The following is a 19,420-nucleotide window of genomic DNA, read 5'->3' on the forward strand; positions in this document are numbered from 1 at the left end:
CCTGTAATTTTATAAATCGATTCCAACACATCTGGTTTTGAATTCGAGAAATCATCAATTACTACAACATCATAACCACTCTCTAATAATTCAACACAAATATGACTACCAATATATCCAGTACCACCGGCAATTAAAATATTCATACGTAAAACCTCATTTCTACCAAACATTATAACCTATTTTGACAATACTACAAAATAAGAATCGCTTTACATTCCTCTTTGGTTAAAGATACAGCCTTATCCTCAAACCAAAGACAACCATTCTTCTTGTCATAATAATCAAATTTGATACTACGACCCAATCTTTTTTCCAACTGCTTCTTTTTGACCAGTACAAGTTTAGGATTTAAACACTGATCATAGATCTTAAAAGCCAAAAGAAACTGTGAAACACTATGACAAAGTACAACCCTCTCATCTTCACTCAAATTATCTATATTCTTTTGTTGTGTCAAAACAAGATTAAACTTCTTTTTCGGATCCCGATATAGGAATGGATAGTACAAATAAAACATGGACTTACACTTTTGACATTGATGCATAAAATACGAACCATCATTCAAACGAATTCTAGCGACACTATCCATTTGTGCAATCACAACCGTATCTCTTTTTATCTCAAAAACATGCCCACAATGTGGACATGTGATTGGTATCATTCTTTCTTTCATTAAATAGATCGACAAGCCGATTTTAACCACTCAGCTTCATCATTCGTTAAATAAGGACTGATCTTTTCCAATACCTCTTTATGATAGTTGTTCAACCAAGCCTTTTCTTCATTTGTCAATAAAGAAACATCCAAACCATCCAAGTCAAAAGGTACAAACGTAATTGGCTCAAAATGCATGAACTGACCATAGTTATTCACATTGCCTTTTACGACAACCATTTCATTTTCATGACGAATACCAAACTTACCTTCACAATAGACTCCTGGCTCATTAGAAGTAATCATACCCTCATCTAATACACACATTTCGTTACGATGAGGTAACACTCTCCATCTAAAGCCATTTGGTGATTCATGTACATTCAATAAGTGACCTACACCATGTCCTGTACCACATTGATAATCCACATCCTGATCCCATAGTGGTCCACGAGCTAGAATATCTAAGTTGATTCCTGAACATCCAAATAAGAAGTGTGCATCCGATAAACGAATATGTCCTCTTAATGCTTTAGTAAACCAATATCTTTCTTCTTCACTAATATCACCCAACACAAATGTACGTGTAATATCTGTAGTACCCTCTAAATATTGTCCACCACTATCAATTAGCAGCATACCCGAATTTGTGATTTCAACATTCGTTTCTGGCTTTGAAGAATAGTGCATCATAGCCGCATGTTCTTTATAGGCACAAATCGTATCAAAACTATCCTCTAAATAGTTTTCTTGTTCACTACGAAAAACTTGTAATTTAGACTGAACGCTCATTTCGCTCATCTCTATCTTACCCGCATTCTTCTTTAACCAATACATGAATTTTGTGACGGCAACACCATCTTTAATGTGCGCCCACTTTGTACACTTTAACTCTGTTTCATTCTTTAAAGCCTTCCATAAAATAATTGGACTCTCCTTAAATACAGGCTTAGCCCTTAAATTAGAAACAATCGCATAGTTTACACTTGATGGATCAACGAGTACTGAACCACTCAATGTTTTTGTAGCTGAATAAATATCGTTATAGCCACAAACAGTGACATTGTTCTTTCTAAATTCTTCTTCACTCAATTCATCCAAACGAGATGCATCCATATAAATAGAAGCTGAATCTAAAGATACGATTGAATATGCAAGCGCAACCGGGAAATTAGGAATGTCATGTGCTCTTAAATTATAAAGCCACGCAATCTGATCCACACTTGTTAGTACAATGGAATCGACTTTATTTTCATTTAAGAAAGCACGCAAACGAGAAAGTTTACTTTCCATAGATTCGCCCGCAAACTTTTCCGAATAATGGAAAGTTGGTGTACTAGGAAGCTGTGGACGATCTGTCCATACGTCATTTACTAAATCTAGATTTACATTCATATTTAAGTGTGCCAAATCAAATACAGATTTATATGCCAAGGCATCCTTTGTATTCATGACACGACCATCAAATCCAACTGTATCGTTTTCCTTTAGATTTTCAACAATATACGCATCTATTTCAGGAACTCCAGGCTGGCCCATCCTCATTAAATCAATGCCTGTACCTTCCAATTGATTTGCCGCCTGAATAAAATAACGACCATCTGTCCATAGTGCAGCCTTATCTAGTAATACAACTAAGACACCTGCACTTCCAGTGAATCCAGACATATATTTACGACATACGAAATATTCGCAAACATATTCTGTTTCATGAAAGTCAGACGTAGGAATAATATATGCCTGTACATTATTCTCCATCATCTTCTCACGTAATTTTGAAATTCTTTGAGTAATCATTTTTTAAATCCTTCTTTCCTCTATGCTAATTTCTTAAGTGCATCCACCTGGTATACCATATCCAAAAAATCAAATGCCTCACAAGAAAAACATAACACAATCATAATCAAAAATAACATCTTAATAATATATGTCACAAAATAAACTGCTTTGACACTATTCTCCAATCGCATATATTTAAAGTGTGACCACATAATAAAGAGTGGAAACATAAACAATGCACCTTGAAACAACCAATACATCCAAGTACGATTTTGTAGAAGGTATAAGATGTTGAATACCTTATGCGCATGAAAATCAATCATGAACTGATTGATCACAGCCACCGATGCATGCCCATTTAAAAAGCCAAGTGCACCTAGAAAGCTGACACCCGCAAATAAATTCGTCAAAAAGATAACGGTTTTTGCGATTTGTTTAGGCTTCTTTGTGGTAACACGATACGCCTGTGCCAAAAGACATAAGTAGCTCACAATGAAAAATATGCTATATAAAAATGAATAGAATGGAATGAAGCAATAGAAGATACAGAAAACTATCGATATACCCAACATTAAATTTCCAATGGAATCGGTTGTCGTACGATACTTCTGAATTCTACGAATTCCATTTTTATGCATTGAAAAAGCACGCGTAATCGCATTATAAACTGGTTTTGGAAGTATTGACATCAATACCACGAAAACAAACACAATACCTATCACCATATAATCGCCCATTTTATCCCTCCCCTTTAAATATTTACCTTTCTATTGTAGAATAAAAATATCATTTCGTCCAATCAGAAAGAGGTACTCATGAAACTTATATTTTTAGACGCCGACGGCACCCTATTCCATCACGAAGGCTATATTCCGGATAGTGCCATCAAAGCTTGTATTCAAGCCAAAAAAAACGGACATAAAGTCATTTTATGCACAGGAAGACAGCGCATTGAAATCTTTGGCCCGATGCTAGAAATTGACTATGATGCGATTATTGCCGGAAGTGGGGCAACCATTGAATGTGAACACAAAATCGTAGAAGAAAATGCACTCACAAAAGAAGAAAGCCAATATCTTTCAAACTACTTATTAGAAAACAACATTCCCGCTAACTTTGAATGTTCTAATGGCATCTATGCCACTCAATATACAAAAGACACGATGTTAAAAATGGTGGAAGAACAATGTGCCGGCAAAAGTGAAGAAGAAAAAGCCAAACACGGCCTTACAATTCTAACGAGCCAAATCACCGTTGTCGACAATATAAAAGACCTTGTCTACAACAAAGTCTCCGTTATTGACAATGGGAAAACGCCTTACAAAAAGATCCAACAAGATCTATCCGACAAATACGATGTGATTCCGGCAACCTTTGCACCACTAGGAAAAGAAAGTGGAGAAATCACTTCCTACCACATCAACAAAGCCACAGGCATGGATGCCGTAATCAAATACTTTAATGCTGACATTAAAGATACGATTGCGATTGGAGACGGCTTCAATGATATTCCTATGTTTGAAAAAGCACATCTGAGCATCGCCATGGGAAATGCTCCACAAGAAATCAAAGATAAAGCTAACATGATCACAACATCACTAGATGAAGATGGTATATATCATGCCTTTAAAGAATTGAATCTAATTTAAAGAATATCCTACAAAAATCATATACGATTTCTGTAGGATATTCTTTACCTTCAATTACCACATAGTTTCCAAAACACGTATGATCAGACACTTCAATCACAGTATATTCATCGATTTCAATTTGATTTATTATTCTCATAAGCAATTCTAAAATAATCCAAATAAGCTTTATATTTATCTTGTGCCGACAAACAAGTATCCATCAGATAGCCTCTTTCATAATCCCATTCTTTTAAGCCGCGATAATAAAACATTTTCAACTGATCATCGATTATAAATGGGACAATATTATATTTCAAACATTCTTTAAATAAAATCAATCTTCCAACACGACCATTTCCATCTTGAAATGGATGAATACGCTCAAACCTTACATGAAAATCGAGTATATCTTCAAAAGTCTTTTCTTTTTTACCATTATATTCTTTTAACAATCCCTTCATTCTACCTGGAACTTCTTCAGAAAGTGCTGTATTCATTCCTCCAACTTCATTTGGTACCTTTTTATAGTCGACGACCACAAACCCTTCTTTTCTTGAATCACTTGTACCATTCTTCAAAGTCAAGTGTAAATCTTTAATAAAATTCTCGCTCAAAGTAGTCTTGGCATGATCAATAATCATATCAATACATCGAAAGTGATTTGCCGTTTCAAGTACATCATCCACATTCAACACTTCATTTTCTACACCAATCGTATTTGTTTCAAAAATATATCGAGTTTGATCATGACTCAAGCGACTTCCTTCAAGACATCCAATAAAGTAACAGGCTGTTCTTTCTTCTTGTTCATACGAACTGGTTTTTTGGCATTTTCTGGAATTTTCCAAGTTTTACCGGCAATAAATGCACCATCTACACGATTCTGTGCACAATAATTTCGAACACTGCGCTCGGATATATCCCATTTTTTAGCTATTTCAGCCACTGAAAAATATCTCATAAGCAATCCTCCATCTAGTAATATCATATTATCGACAATTCTATATTACAGATATGTAATTATTTATTTGTTTTTGCTGGTAAAACGCAAAAAAAACGCCTAGATTTCTCTAAGCGTTTGTATGTTTTACTCTTCTACGATTTCACTCAAACGATCAATACCCACTTGGATACGACGTAATGTTTCATCTTTTCCTAAGATAAACGCAATTTCAATCGCTCCACCTGGAGTGAATTGTTTACCAGAAACGGCTGTACGAATTGGCCATAATACCTGTCCATTCTTCATTTCCAACTCTTTAGGAAGAGCTAATAAACATTCGTGCAATGCATCCATGCTGTCCCATTGATCAAAGGTTTCTAGAGTTTGCTTGCTGGCTTTTAAAGCTTTTAATGCAACTTCTGGAGTTGTCTTCATCTTCTTGTGACGATACATTTCTAAATCGTAATCTACTAATGTATCAAAGAAGTCAACACTTTCTTCGATTTGATTCAAGATATCAATACGAGGTTGAATGATTTTGGCAATCTCTTTTAAGTTGTATGCTCCATGAACCGCTTTTTCTAAGTATGGACGAACTGTTTCATAATATGTTTCTTCATCCATGTTTCTTAAATATACACCGTTCATCCAAGTCAATTTATCAATATCGAAAATGGCTGGTGATTTAGAAATACGGTGAATATTAAATACTTTGATCAACTCATCCAAAGTATAGATTTCCTGTTCTGTTTCAGGAGCCCATCCAAGAAGTGCGATATAGTTCATGATCGCATCCGGCAAATATCCCTTCGCAACAAGATCTTGGAAAGAAGCATCTCCATTACGTTTTGATAATTTGTGGTGTTCATCCTTCATTACAGGTGGTACGTGTACGTATGTAGGTCTTTGCCATCCATACGCATCATAAATCAAGTTGTACTTAGGTGTACTTGATAAATATTCATTTCCACGAACTACGTGAGAAATCTGCATCTGGTGATCATCAATAATGTTCGCAAAGTTATATGTTGGATATCCATCCGATTTAATCAAGATTTGTTCATCCAAAACATCTCCATCCACTTCAATACGACCATATACTTCATCATCAAAATATGTTTCACCAACATCTTTGATTGTTTGACGAATAACATAAGGTTCACCCGCATCCAATTTAGCCTGTACTTCCTCAGCACTCAAGTGCTTACAAGGATCATTGAACTTAAAAGAAATACCTAAGCTTTCAGCTTCTTTTCTTTGAGCCTCAATCTCCTCTTCACTACAGAAACAATAGTGAGCTCCACCAAGTTTAATTAAATCTTCGGCATACCCTTTGTACATAGGTAAACGTTCACTTTGAACATATGGACCAAAGTCTCCACCAATATCTGGACCTTCATCCCAGTTCAAACCACATTCTTTTAAAGTTTTATAAATAACATCTACAGCACCTTCTACCTTACGCTCTTGGTCAGTATCCTCAATACGTAATAAGAAGTCGCCACCTTCGTGTTTCGCAATTAAAAATTCAAATAAAGCTGTACGCAAATTTCCAATGTGCATATAGCCAGTTGGACTCGGCGCAAAACGAGTTCTAGTTTTATTCATAGTTATAATCATCCTTTCGCTTTCTATATAATAATACGAAACTACATTTCTTTCAAGATTCCTTCAATCAACTCCGACTTTTCTTTTCGAGACATTTGTTTAATTTTATATTCCAACTTCAAAGCCTTGGACTTCGACTCACAAGCCCTTACATACACAAGCTTACAAGGCCTTCTAGACCGCGTATATTTTGCCCCCTTACCCAAGTTGTGCGTTTCTAATCTTTTATCTACATCCGTTGTATATCCCGTATAATATGTAGAATCCCTACACTCTAAAATATATACATATTGACCTTTTTCCATATGCCCATCATACCACAAGAAAAGAAAGTAGAAAAACTCCTACTTTCTTAACTTCTTATTAATCAAATGTAAAATAATCACAAGTGCAATTAAACCTAAAGTCACATAAATATTACCATGATATTCAATTCCTGTTGGAACATGAATCTTCTTATTCTCAAACAAGAACTCATGATTCTCTACCTTTTTACCATCAATAAAGATTTCATCCTCCTTGACTTCCACAAATAAGACTTGATCCGATTTTTCATACCCATTAGGAGCCTTTGTCTCCTTTAAATACATCTTATCTTCACGCATTAAAATCGATAGAGTACCATTACCTTTAAATGTCTTTAAAGATTCTGTACAATCCTTATCCTTATAGCTTGTAAACTCGATAGAATCCAAGATTTCATCCTTAGAATCCTTATCAATCTTTTTAATAATCAACTTCTCAAACGGACGATGCTTAGGATACAACACCACATCACAATTTAACGTATCCCCATCCCACTCAGGAACACTCACTAACATCGGACTCATTCTTTCATACTCATGAATATTGACAGGATCAATAAAGTACAATCCTTCTTCTACATCTTCAAGAACAGCTTTACCTTCTTCATCCGTGACAAGAGTTTGTCCAACCATGGAATACCCACTTAATTTTGTACAAATTGCTTCCACTTCTTCAGCCAATAACTCCGTATTGAAGTCCACATCTAAATCCTGAAATTCTTGATTCAATACATAAAAGCCATCCACAAGCTTTGCGACTTGAACAACATTAAACTCAACATTCTCCTTCGAGAGTTCATCTACCGAATCCTGCAACTCCACACTAATTGAGTTTGCGTTTATCGGCATAATACATGCGATCATCATTAATATGATCAAACCAATTTTCTTCACCATTTCACCACCATTACACAAATTATTGGAATTAAAATAAAACACAATTCCCTAAAAGAATACGATTTACGCACTTTTTTCTCTTTCTTTTTAGGAAACACTCTTTTGGCCCTTACAACCAACCTTTTCGTATTGATCCCATACGGCGTACAAGTCACTAGACTCAACAAATCCCTATTCTTTTCAATACCTATATCCAAGATAGCTTCCGGTTCTACCACAATAGAATCCACCACCTCATAGACCAATTCTTTTTTACACACATGTATATAGATCAAATCCTTCTTCTTTAACTCATCCAAACGCGTAAAAAGCTTGGCACTAGGAAGACCTCTATGACCTGTTAATATACAATGCGAATTCTTTCCGCCAACAGGAAGACTTGTAAAGTCAAAATGACCAATCCCACGATTTAATACTTCATCACTCGTTCCATGATAAATTGGTAAGTCTACATCGATCACTGGAATCTGGATGGTTGCGATTACATTTGAGGATAAAGTATTCAACATCGTTTCATACTCTTCTTTTTCTTTACCAAAATACAAGTTTTGATTGTAGTTCAACCCAGCATTAAAACTCGACTCCAATATGCCCTCATCCATTTTTTCTTCTTCTAAATAAAAACTTGAAATGACATTCTCTACACTTTGATGAAAGAAGAAATTTAAGATGAGTGGCAATACACAAATCAAGAAACCCAGAAAGAATAGAATCCTATTCTTCCCTTTTCTTCTTACATACATACACCATAATACCAGCACCCGTTAGTACACAGACAATCGTCCCCATAGATCCAGTGACTGGTAATTTAGAACTCGTTTGATTCACTACTTTTAAAGCTACGCTTAAATCATTCGTACTCGCATTTAAATGCGTATTAAAACTTGTTGCCGATAGAGAAACCAATCCCTCTCCATTCGAAGTATAGTTATTGCGATCCGCTACAAATGTAGGCGTAATTTGAATCTCAATAGCTTCCTTTAATAAAGTATATCCGTCCGGTGCCTGGATTTCCTTTAAATAATACGTTCCCTGATCCAAACCTTGAATCACAAACTCACCCTTTTCATTGGATACAATCTCTTCATCTACACTATTTGAAACTACATATCCATTTGTGCTTTTCTTTACCTTTACTAACTCACTCAAATTAGAATCACGATACAACTTAAATGTAGCCCCCTCAAGTTTGACATCCTTCTCATTTGTCTTTAAACCCTTCACCTGATATGTATAGCACACAACACTATCCCAAGGCGTTTGTCCTTTAGAATTCGTTTGCGGATCATTTGAGAAATTTAATCGTACCTTATTTTCAAAACCCTTTTTTGAAATCTTTGTGGCTGACAAATCATTTAAATACGCATCATACGTAAACAAGATTGGATCTCCTTGACTACCAAGTCCTTTAAAATCATTGAATGTAACTTTAAATCCATTTGAAGATTTAGTTACACTATATGTATCAGCTGGAATAATAGTATCCTTGACCTTTACTTGTATACTATCTTCTTTTAAATATAAACTTGGATCCATTTCATCCTCAAACTCTAAAAAATAAGAAACATATCCACTCATATCCGGCACTTTCGATTCATACTTATACGGAATGTTCTGCATGATCTCAAAATCACCCATATCATTCCAACCTATATTGTTGTCATCTTCATAAATCTTCTTTACAATACTCGGATAATCCGACTTAATTTGAATCGTCGCCTTAGGATTTGCCGTATTGACCATCGTCATAGAACTTGCCGCATGACTATTGGATACATTGGTAATTTCATCAATCAAATAGAAACCATATCCCAACTTATCCAACGTGATATTTCCATTCACATCACAACTCTCTACATTCACAATATGAGCTTCCATGGAAGATATCGCCTTTTGAATCGATTCAATAAAGGTACGATATTCACTTTGACTTCCTTCGTTATCTAAAGACATCATATATTCCACTACATCTTGATCCGATACCGTTTTAGATAACTTACTTGATACAAGCTCCTTGATTTTAGATGCATACACACTATTTAAAGTATAGTGAATCGAAGTATTGTCCTTTGAATTTGTCGCATCAAATAGTTTATATACCTTAAACGACTTACCCTGCATGGATTGATTTTGATTTGCCTGAATCACAATACTCGCATTCCCCTCATTAAAATTTGCCGTCCCATGCACAACTGAAACACTTGTTTCTTTTGCGCTGACTGGACTTGTGACCATTGCCAACATCAATAGTCCTGTATAAATTAAATTTCTTTTATTCATGATTTCTCCTCAACATTAAATAGGCACCTACAACCACACACACCAAACTCATACTAGAACCTGTATGTGGAAGCTTTGTCATTCTTTCATTCACAAACTCCAAGTTCACACTTGCATCCGCATATAAGCCATCTACTTTTTCTTGATCTATATACACATCATATTGTCCTTTAACCGGTATAAAATCCGTTTTTATGCAATACACACGATCTATCTTTTGATAGCCACTTGGCGCCTTTATTTCTTTTAAATAATACGTTTCACCATTCTTTAAATCCGCAAAAGATACAACACCATCAACCGTACTCTTCTCATCAATTTTTTCTTTACACTCACTATCTTTAAATAATCCAAATACAGCACCATCCAGTAATTGATGCTTGTTGTTTTTCTTTACGATCTTCAATTCAAAAGGATTCACCTTATTTGAAAATGTAATGACAGGATCCACTCCAGAAATACTTCCATCACGCAACACTTCAAATTCAATAGGCTTAATATCCAGGGCATACCCATCTAGAGTCTTAAACTCGGTTAATGTATGTTTTCCTTTTGTCAGACCCATCCATTCAATTTCACCCTTATCATTCGTCTTTTCTTGTAAAGGAAAAGGTAAGTTTGGCATTATATGCTTAAATATGACATTTGGCAATGGAATTTGCGTACCCTCCTGTACTTTAATCAACTTTAAACGGTTCACTGTATCTTTCACACTGAATGTCTTAAATGCACTAATATGTTCAGACGTACTACTTGTACAATCTAACTTTTGTACATATACTGTGCTATCCAATAAATACCCCTGTGGAGGATCGATTTCCTGAACCGTAATCGTACCTAATGGTAAACATATCTTTCCATTCAGATCCGTATAGAAGGCATCACCACTTACTTTATACGAATCTTCCATCAGAATCTTGCCCGTCTTATCTGTCTTTAATATCCAGCTGCGTATTGGTAAAACACCTAAACTTGCTGGATCCTTATCATATAGACCTCCATAAAACTTAAATTCATACTTTGCATCTTTTAAGCTGGCCATACCCTGCGCTTTATTTCCTGTTTGGGCATCTTGTTTCACCAAAACTAAATCCACAAGATTGGTTTGTGGAACATCACGCACTTCAATTTCTTGAACCGCTTGATCTTTAACGTTAACAGTATAGATTGTTGTATCTTTTTGATAGCCATGCGGCGCTAGTATTTCATTAATGTAGTAAGTACCAATATCTAAATCTTTAATCTCGTTGGACTTGCCATTTTCATCAATTTTAAATTCACCAATCTTTTCTTTACACCCAGAATCTTTATACAATCCATAAAGAGCTCCAGAAAATGTATAGGATGCATTCGATTGATTGATCTCATTCTTTGAGCTGACCTTTAAAAGCTTTACTGAACCTGTAGGCACATATACACCATATGCCAACTTTTGAATTGGCGTTAACACCCCTTGCCAGTTATAGGCAGACCCAGCTACATCTACTAAATAGGTTGAATAATTTTTAACACTTGGCTTTGCGATGATTTCATTCCATAAACCACCCACTACTTTATTCCAGTGATACCCATCATTACTCGCCTTACTAATACAATTTGAACTATAAGCATTCGACACAAGTTCACTTGTGAGTACAATTGCTCCACTGACGCCATAACGAGATGTTAATATGTCCCCAGGACCGTTATAGCCATAGTACAAACATTTCTTTAAGTTCTCATTTTCAACCAAATATGGATCGGAAGTCACATCTCCTACTGCAGGAGATGCATTCAATCCCTGCGCACAAAATGCTTCATGCGAATTCGACAATTTCCATATTCCATTCGCAATATAGTAACCAGGCTTTTCTTCATACCGATGATGACTCATACTTACTACACTACTCGCTCTAGATTCCATCACATCTACAGTCGTCTCAAATCCTGCACTATAGCGATCTAAAATCATCAAGCCATTCTTGATCAAATACGCATCCGAATAGTTATCATAAAAGTCTTCACTTAAAAAATAAGTGGAATCACAATAATCTAATAAACCATACTCACCTGCCTTAGCTTTTCGTAATTCAATAAATTCATCCGTATTGATATTTCCCTTTTTATACTCCTCCATCATCTCCATTTCTTTTAAACTCATTCCATACGTATCCATCGTATTGGCACGAACAATACTTAAAGAAAGAATAAATACTATAAGAATACTCAAACATATATAAATCTTCTTTTTCATTCCTTCACCTCCCATTTATATATTCTTTTCTTCTCACCTATTATTTTGACAACCCAATGTGAAAAAGACATTAATTTCAAGCATTTCCTTACGATACTTCCTATCTTGTCTAAAGCGCAAAAAAACAAGCGTTTTACATAAAAAACACTTGTCAAAAAAACACAAATCGTGTATTATAAATAGGCACATTGGGGTATAGCCAAGCGGTAAGGCATCAGACTCTGAATCTGACATTTCCTTGGTTCGAATCCAAGTACCCCAGCCATGCCTATTACAGAGATACAATTCTCTGTTTTTTTTATACTTTTTTTCTTAAATTACCGACATTTTACTCTTTATTACTGCCATTATTTTGTCGGTAATGAATGATCAATTAAGCTATATGACTTAATTAACACCGAATTAAGATGTTTGACTTAATTAAAAAAGAGCAAGATTTGATTCGCTCAACAATTATATTAATGAAATAACTAAAATACTAATCGTACTTAATAATGTACCTAATAAATAATACTCTGCAAAATTTTGATTCTTAGATATTTTATCCTATCTCGCTATGGATTTTGCAGTTAATACCATAGCAATTAACGAATATTGATTACTACTAACAAGAAAGAGAGCTTTTACTAAGCTCTCTATATGTATCTATTAACGATTGAAGAAGAAGTTAGGAATTTGTTCATCATCACTTGTGTTATTTTCAACACTAGTTACAACACCTGGGTTAACAGGCGCTTGGATTTTCGGTTCTGTGAACAATGTATCATTCGCAACTTGTTTAATTACTGGTTCACTACGTCTTTTACGTTGTTTTTCTTTTGGTTCTTCAAATCCAGTAGCGATAACTGTAACGATGATCGCATCCCCTAATTGTTCGTTGATTGCGATACCGAAAATACAGTCAACATCTCCACCAGCTGCATCTTGAATTACAGCTACAGCGTTTTGTGCATCAAATAAGCTAACTTTGTCACCACCAGTGATGTTTACGATAGCTGATTTAGCACCAGAGATTTGTGCTTCCAATAATGGTGACTGGATAGCTTTTTCAGCAGCAGAAATAGCTTTGTCTTCTCCTTCTGCCATACCAATACCGATCAATGCACGACCTTGATTTTGCATAACGCTACGAACGTCTGCAAAGTCTAAGTTTACCAATGCTGGAACAGCGATCAAGTCAGAGATTGTTTGAACACCTTGACGTAACACGTTATCTGCAGCTTGGAATGCTTCTTCGATTGGTTTACGACCAATCACATCTAATAAGTTGTCATTTGAAACGATAATTAATGAGTCAACATATTTTTTTAATTCTTCAATACCATCTTTAGCATTGTTTGCACGACGACGACCTTCAAAAGTGAATGGACGAGTTACAACGGCAACTGTTAAAGCACCTTCTTCTTTAGCAATCTTAGCGATTAATGGAGCAGCACCCGTACCAGTTCCACCACCCATACCAGCAGTGATAAATACCATGTCGCTTCCTTTTACAGATTCGCGGATTTCTCCTTCACTTTCTTCAGCAGCTTTACGTCCATATTCTGGATTTCCACCAGCACCTAAACCTTTAGTTGTTTCCTTTCCTAAAACGATTTTGTTATCGCAAGGAGAGTTTTTCATAACTTGTACATCTGTGTTGCAGATATAGAAATCAACGCCCTTAACACCATCAGCAACCATGCGGTTAACAGCGTTGGATCCACCACCACCAACACCAAATACTTTAATATTTGCTACTTGATTAAATTCAGTCATATAATATTTTCCTCTCTTTTTTATTCTTCATCTGCTAAAATAGCATTCTTTAACTTCTTCGTAAATCCACCTTCACCAGTATGCGCCTTGTGATTAATAGAATCAATGCTCGCTTCTAATTCATTATTGTTTGCACTAATTCTGTCATCATGGTGAATACGGTTGATGTCTTGCCATGCATAAGCCATACCTAAGCCACACACAAATGCACCATCTCTTGCACCAATAGCTTGTTCTTGATAGATCATTGCGCTCGCATTGAACGATTTATCTAAATCCTTCAATACAGGAATGTTACTTCCTTGTCCTGTGATCACATATCTTGATTTTCCTTGGCGAACAATTGGTAAACATGCATCATTGACAGCTGCAATCCATTGACGAATACGAGGTAAACAAGCCTTTGCTAATTCATTGGCCGTAATCTCAACACGCATATCTTCTCTTTGTTCAATATAAACAATCACATCACTGTTTTCATCTTCTTGACCCGAGAAAATATTCTGCAATAATCTGTAACATACATCATCACTTAACTTATATTTTCTTTGGATATCCTCAATGAACCATAAGTATCCATAATCCAAAGTTGTACATGTCATTAAACGACCTGTACTAAATAAAGCTAAAGTAGAGTGATTCTGTTCCAAATCAATTTGGATTGTAACTCTTTCTGTGCTCTGTGCCAAAGCTGCAGTTTCTTGACCAATCGCAAATGAATCTACACATAGATCCAAGATTTCAAGATTTGCCTGTTCCACACAACGAGCATACGAATAGATTGTTTCCTTGTCGGCATATAATAAATCTACATCCATAATGAAATCTTCACATTCCTGATTTAATGGAAGTTTCTGACTCACTTGTCCATTGACTTCATAAGACACCTTATTCGCATTGACAAATTCTACATCTTCATTCAATCGTTTTTGAATGGCGTTTTTAAATCCTTGCTGAATATGGAACAAACGAATATTTTTTGTACCATCTTCAATCTGAACACGCACCTTTTGTGAGCTACGCATTACATTTACACTAGGTACAGCCAATAAGACACGCTCAATTCGATATCCTAAAGCTGCCTGTGCATTCGTTATAGCTTGACGAATGGCTGTAACAATAGCACTTTCATCGACAATCTTTTGATTTTTATCTACACCTGAACAAGCAACTCTTTCTGTTCTTAAAACGTTGTAACGAGCTTCAAATATCTCTAAAACGATAAGACGAATCTCTTGATCAGCAATTTCGATAGCCGCATAAACTCTTTTCTTACTCATTCGACGTCTCCTTTTACATACTACTAATCAATAATACCATATTTGAAACAAAAATAGAAGATTCTCTTTTTAAATTCAATAATGAAAAAAGGGCCGGCACAAGCCTACCCTTCTAATTTTTCAAATGCCTTTTCCTTAAATCTTTTCTTACACAAATAATAATCCACCAATAAAATAATCAATGAAAAATCAACTTGCACAGGAAAGAACATTTTAAATAATATACATAAAATTAAAGATAAAACATCCAAATAGACAAAGTCACGAACTAAATCATACCGCTGAAGCGTTCGATACTTTGTACGTACATTGATCAATGAAAATACAAGTGCTGCACAGCCGACAATGGCATCCACACTAAAATTCACAACATAACTCGAAAACAAGACCGCCTTTAAAAAGAACAAAGTCAATGTCACACTCATCACAAGCATCATGTTACAAATCTTTAGCTTTTCATCATCACGAATCACCATTTTTTCGGCATGTTTTTTAAACGTAGAACTCTTAGAAAAATGACGATACAAACGATCCACTTTCTTGTCGAAATTATCTTCCTTTTTTGAATTCACTAGATCAATCATCAATTCCTTTTTCGCATCGATTAAATCCGACTTTTCTATTCTTTGAATGATTACTTCTCTAGACATACAGATTCAGCTTCTTCAATCTGCACATTTGTTTCATAGAATTCCTTCAATGCGACAATCGCATATTCAGTATCCTTAACACCTGCAGTTTCAAAACAAGAATGCATCGCAAGCTGAGCCAAACCAAAGTCTACCGCATGAACACTTACCTGCGTATTGGATAAGTTACCCAAAGTAGAACCACCCACTACATCACTACGATTCGCAAAGCTTTGTACTGGCACATTCACATTCTGACATACACCTGTAAATAAAGCACGACTAAATGCATCTGTTGTATATTTCTGGTTTGCACTTTCCTTAATGACAATACCACCATTCATTGTGACAAAGTTTACGGCATCTGTCTTTTCTGCATGATTTGGATGTAGAGCATGCGCATTATCACAACTTACTAAGAAAGACTTCGCGATAGCCTGATAATATTCATCCTCCGTTTTTCCTAAACCCGCATTGATACGGTGTAATACATCTTTCAAGAATGTAGACATCGCACCCTGTTTTGTGTTTGAACCCACTTCTTCATTATCGAAGCAACAATATACATTGACACTCTTTTCATTTTCAGCCTCAATAAATGCCTTTAATGAAACGAATGCACATTGTAAGTCATCCAATTTAGGACTTGAAACAAATTCATTTTCCAATCCCCAAACTAAACCTTTTTGACGATTCACTAAGAATAAGTCTTTACCTAAGATATCTTCAGCCTTAACGTCCAACTCATCCGCAACCATTTTGTCAAAAGCGCCCTTCTTAAGAGCTCCACAAGAAAACATAGGGCACAAATCAATTTGACGATTATATTTATAACCATTATTGACCTCACGGTTGAAGTGAATAGCCACATTTGGAATCATTAAGATATCTTTGTCGATATATAATAATTTTGATTCAATCTTCGAACCATTACGAACAAGTACACGACCCGCAACGGTTAATGGACGATCAAACCAAGTGTTGTCAATCATACCACCATAAGCTTCAACGTCTAAACGCAAATATTCATTTGGACCGGCAAGCTCAGGCACATTTTTAACTTTGTATGTCGGTGAATCCGAGTGACTTGCACACATTTGGAAATGATAAGAATCCAAATCATCACCAACCTTAAACGCAATTAAACTGGAGTGGTTACGAATTGTATAATATTTTCCACCCGCTTTAACATCCCAAGCTTTAGACTCAGGAAGATACGTGAATCCAGCCTCATCTAAATATGTACGAATCGTTTTGATGGAATGAAACATACTAGGACTTGATTCAATAAATTGAATTAATTCATTTGAAATTTCGATTGTATTCATGATTAAACATCTCCTCGACTATAATTATCCACAAATAAGAAGAAAAGGCAAAATTAATTTTTTGCCTCTTTTTTCTTGATTGCTGGTAAAATCAATCCTAAAGCTGTTAATACAACTGGAGTGATAATATTTAAGACTGTAGTATACATATCCCCTGGTTTATACATACCAAGTAAGCAGCAAGCACCCGTTAATATAAAGCACCAAGCACCAAATACGATTGCGACTGTGTTGTTGTTCACAAATTTATAGTCACGGTGGAAAATATCTGTTTTCTTACGCAACATCACATAAGCAAAGAATACCCACAAGTAACGCATTGGCATTGTTACTGAGTTTAACTGAGTCAACTGACGAAGTACTGTATCTGCATTTGGAACTAAAGCCTGAGCCAAGATAATTGCACCGGCAAGAATATCGACCATGATGATACCATTTGAATATGCACCTGCATCATTCTTGTGCAATAACTTAGTTGGGATAAATTGACGAGCATCTTCGTTATCTAATAACATTCGCAAAGGCGCATCAATACTAATGACTAATGTAGAGAATTGTCCAATACAGTTACAAGCTGCATAAACAATCATCAATACATTACCCATACCATAGTATTCACCTAATCTTTGGAATGCCCAATATGAACCATTCGCATTGTATGAGTCAAAGTTAGCATCGATTACAGCTGGATCAAACATCATACCCATTGCGATTGTACCAAAGATAGCACAAACGATAACCATGATAGCCGCAAAAATCATACTCTTAGGGAAGCCTCTAGAAGGATCTTCAACTTTATTTACATAAGGTGAAATCTTTTCACATCCACCAACCGCAAATACTAAGATTGATAATGAACTGAAATATTTCCAGTCAAAAGTTGGAATCAAGTTTTTGAAACTAAAATCCATAGCTAAATATCCACCATTTGGATTGATAGCTGGAGCCGCAAACATCATTACGATATAAAGAATACTCATAACGAACATACTAGACCCAGCAATTGTAGCCATTTTCTTTAATGGGTTTAAACCACGACTTGCGACATAACTAAATAGTAATAAAACAGCTAAAGTCGCAAACTGAATAGCTTTTGTGTTAAAAGATGCATAAGTTTCTGAGTTTTGGAAAATCATCCAGCTTAATGCTTTCAAACCACCAGAACCCTTAGAAGCAATGTACGTAATGTGACATGCCCAATAAGTCCAACCCGCATAGTATGCAGCTTTAGGACCTGTTGTTTCGTGAATCCAAGAACTTACACCTCCACCTGAATTTTTGAATGCAGAACCAAGTTCACCTACCATTAATGCATAAGGAACAAAATACAACGCAAACATCAAAATCCAAGAAAAGATGACTTGAATTCCGTTGAAGTACATAAATCCGTTTAAAACATTTCCAAAACCCCATAGAGTTGAAAAACACATAAACGAAAGTGTGTACCACTTCATTTTTTGTGAATCATTCATTTTACTCTCTCCTCTTTCACTCATAAGTAATTCTACCCAACCCAAATGACATTTGTCAACTCGAAAACCAAATTCACAATTTTTTGTATACCAGCTAACTATATAAAATTCAAGTATTTTTTATGAAAAAGTTTGAAAATATAAAACGACTAGATTTTTTAGTTAGTTTTAAATTGATCTTTGAAAATGTGAATATTGGATTAAATTTAGGCATGATGAAAAGAACTTTTAAAATGCGGTTTTTTAAAAGTTCAGATGCTTTAGATGCATTGGTCTTATCTTAATAATGCAGGATCAAATGATTGTCCTGTTTCTAGTAAATGATAAATGATTCTAAGCAGCTTTCTAATGCAGTGGCCTTGAGCACAACGGTGTCCTTTACCTTGAGATATCTTCAATCGATAGTATTTCTTGAATACAGGATTATTGTTAATTACAGTCAGTATGATTTGATACAAAGTCTTTCTAAGATATTTAGATCCCTTCTTGGTTATGCCAGTGTGTTGGGCGTTGTATTGACTCGATTCATAGTGATATGGTGCTACTCCTGCAAATTTAATGATTTGAGAAGGCTTGGAATAATTGCCAATATCTCCTAATTCGGCTAAAATAGAAGTACC

General features: G+C 35.4%; 21 protein-coding genes and 1 tRNA gene. 3 read left to right on the plus strand and 19 right to left on the minus strand.

The window, feature by feature from the left end; genetic code table 11:
* The 4 genes from H8911_RS08885 to H8911_RS08900 form a co-directional block, all read right to left on the minus strand.
* A partial coding sequence (locus H8911_RS08885) for an NAD-dependent epimerase/dehydratase family protein (RefSeq protein WP_439649321.1) occupies window positions 1-173 on the minus strand: 173 nt, incomplete at its 3' end.
* A gap of 20 nt (window positions 174-193) precedes the next feature.
* Window positions 194-664: a CpXC domain-containing protein gene (locus tag H8911_RS08890; RefSeq protein WP_158567589.1), complete on the minus strand. Its 471-nt coding sequence runs from the start codon at window positions 662-664 to the stop codon at window positions 194-196.
* An 11-nt stretch (window positions 665-675) separates the two neighbouring features.
* The gene (locus H8911_RS08895; protein ID WP_186999399.1) at window positions 676-2,454 is read right to left on the minus strand and encodes an aminopeptidase P family protein; all 1,779 of its coding nucleotides are present in this window, start codon (window positions 2,452-2,454) and stop codon (window positions 676-678) included.
* Between the two features lie 20 nt (window positions 2,455-2,474).
* Window positions 2,475-3,173, minus strand: a complete 699-nt coding sequence (locus tag H8911_RS08900; RefSeq protein ID WP_117924385.1) for a hypothetical protein — start codon at window positions 3,171-3,173, stop codon at window positions 2,475-2,477.
* A 78-nt stretch (window positions 3,174-3,251) separates the two neighbouring features.
* On the opposite strand from H8911_RS08900, the gene H8911_RS08905 reads away from it, so the two are divergent.
* On the plus strand, window positions 3,252-4,085 hold the full coding sequence (locus H8911_RS08905) for an HAD family hydrolase (protein ID WP_186999400.1): 834 nt from the start codon (window positions 3,252-3,254) through the stop codon (window positions 4,083-4,085).
* Here the strand turns inward: H8911_RS08905 and H8911_RS08910 are convergent.
* The 9 genes from H8911_RS08910 to H8911_RS08945 all read right to left on the minus strand — a co-directional run bounded on the left by H8911_RS08910 (window position 4,063) and on the right by H8911_RS08945 (window position 12,333).
* The gene (locus tag H8911_RS08910; protein WP_186999401.1) at window positions 4,063-4,224 is read right to left on the minus strand and encodes a hypothetical protein; all 162 of its coding nucleotides are present in this window, start codon (window positions 4,222-4,224) and stop codon (window positions 4,063-4,065) included. The genes H8911_RS08905 and H8911_RS08910 overlap by 23 nt on opposite strands.
* On the minus strand, window positions 4,202-4,822 hold the full coding sequence (locus tag H8911_RS08915; protein WP_222621005.1) for a Fic family protein: 621 nt from the start codon (window positions 4,820-4,822) through the stop codon (window positions 4,202-4,204). The genes H8911_RS08910 and H8911_RS08915 overlap by 23 nt, the downstream gene beginning before the upstream one ends.
* Window positions 4,819-5,028: a DNA-binding protein gene (locus H8911_RS12515; protein ID WP_217256814.1), complete on the minus strand. Its 210-nt coding sequence runs from the start codon at window positions 5,026-5,028 to the stop codon at window positions 4,819-4,821. Before H8911_RS12515 ends, H8911_RS08915 begins: the two co-directional genes overlap by 4 nt.
* Before the next feature lie 126 nt (window positions 5,029-5,154).
* Window positions 5,155-6,618 (minus strand): glutamate--tRNA ligase, encoded by a 1,464-nt coding sequence (gene gltX, locus H8911_RS08920; RefSeq protein WP_186999402.1) that lies wholly within the window; start codon window positions 6,616-6,618, stop codon window positions 5,155-5,157.
* A gap of 41 nt (window positions 6,619-6,659) precedes the next feature.
* Window positions 6,660-6,923, minus strand: coding sequence for a GIY-YIG nuclease family protein (locus H8911_RS08925; RefSeq protein ID WP_117924377.1), 264 nt, complete (start codon window positions 6,921-6,923; stop codon window positions 6,660-6,662).
* A gap of 39 nt (window positions 6,924-6,962) precedes the next feature.
* On the minus strand, window positions 6,963-7,820 hold the full coding sequence (locus H8911_RS08930) for an MSCRAMM family protein (RefSeq protein WP_186999403.1): 858 nt from the start codon (window positions 7,818-7,820) through the stop codon (window positions 6,963-6,965).
* Window positions 7,814-8,563 carry a class C sortase gene (locus H8911_RS08935; RefSeq protein WP_186999404.1) on the minus strand — a complete coding sequence of 250 codons (750 nt, stop codon included), beginning with the start codon at window positions 8,561-8,563 and terminating at the stop codon, window positions 7,814-7,816. Before H8911_RS08935 ends, H8911_RS08930 begins: the two co-directional genes overlap by 7 nt.
* A complete protein-coding gene (locus H8911_RS08940) occupies window positions 8,535-10,100 on the minus strand; it encodes a SpaA isopeptide-forming pilin-related protein (protein WP_186999405.1) in 1,566 nt (521 codons plus the stop codon). The genes H8911_RS08935 and H8911_RS08940 overlap by 29 nt, the downstream gene beginning before the upstream one ends.
* A complete protein-coding gene (locus tag H8911_RS08945) occupies window positions 10,093-12,333 on the minus strand; it encodes a SpaA isopeptide-forming pilin-related protein (protein ID WP_186999406.1) in 2,241 nt (746 codons plus the stop codon). The genes H8911_RS08940 and H8911_RS08945 overlap by 8 nt, the downstream gene beginning before the upstream one ends.
* 189 nt (window positions 12,334-12,522) lie before the next feature.
* On the opposite strand from H8911_RS08945, the gene H8911_RS08950 reads away from it, so the two are divergent.
* Window positions 12,523-12,598, plus strand: a tRNA-Gln gene (locus H8911_RS08950).
* Window positions 12,599-12,981: 383 nt separating this feature from the next.
* Here H8911_RS08950 and ftsZ read toward each other — a convergent pair.
* The 5 genes from ftsZ to H8911_RS08975 form a co-directional block, all read right to left on the minus strand.
* Window positions 12,982-14,091: a cell division protein FtsZ gene (gene ftsZ, locus H8911_RS08955; RefSeq protein WP_117571723.1), complete on the minus strand. Its 1,110-nt coding sequence runs from the start codon at window positions 14,089-14,091 to the stop codon at window positions 12,982-12,984.
* Window positions 14,092-14,111: 20 nt separating this feature from the next.
* Entirely contained in the window at window positions 14,112-15,371 is a 1,260-nt protein-coding gene (locus tag H8911_RS08960) for a hypothetical protein (RefSeq protein ID WP_186999407.1), read from the minus strand.
* Between the two features lie 104 nt (window positions 15,372-15,475).
* Window positions 15,476-16,021 carry a hypothetical protein gene (locus tag H8911_RS08965; protein ID WP_186999408.1) on the minus strand — a complete coding sequence of 182 codons (546 nt, stop codon included), beginning with the start codon at window positions 16,019-16,021 and terminating at the stop codon, window positions 15,476-15,478.
* Window positions 16,006-17,328: a M18 family aminopeptidase gene (locus H8911_RS08970; RefSeq protein WP_186999409.1), complete on the minus strand. Its 1,323-nt coding sequence runs from the start codon at window positions 17,326-17,328 to the stop codon at window positions 16,006-16,008. The genes H8911_RS08965 and H8911_RS08970 overlap by 16 nt, the downstream gene beginning before the upstream one ends.
* Before the next feature lie 53 nt (window positions 17,329-17,381).
* Window positions 17,382-18,800, minus strand: coding sequence for an amino acid permease (locus tag H8911_RS08975; RefSeq protein WP_186999410.1), 1,419 nt, complete (start codon window positions 18,798-18,800; stop codon window positions 17,382-17,384).
* Between the two features lie 122 nt (window positions 18,801-18,922).
* Here H8911_RS08975 and H8911_RS08980 point away from each other — a divergent pair, with 122 nt between their 5' ends.
* Window positions 18,923-19,084, plus strand: a complete 162-nt coding sequence (locus tag H8911_RS08980) for a hypothetical protein (RefSeq protein WP_186999411.1) — start codon at window positions 18,923-18,925, stop codon at window positions 19,082-19,084.
* Here H8911_RS08980 and H8911_RS08985 read toward each other — a convergent pair.
* Window positions 19,076-19,420: transposase (locus H8911_RS08985; RefSeq protein WP_186999412.1), on the minus strand; the 345-nt coding region annotated here is incomplete at its 5' end. The genes H8911_RS08980 and H8911_RS08985 overlap by 9 nt on opposite strands.

This window comes from Holdemanella hominis, assembly GCF_014306155.1.
Lineage (GTDB): Bacteria > Bacillota_I > Bacilli_A > Erysipelotrichales > Erysipelotrichaceae > Holdemanella > Holdemanella hominis.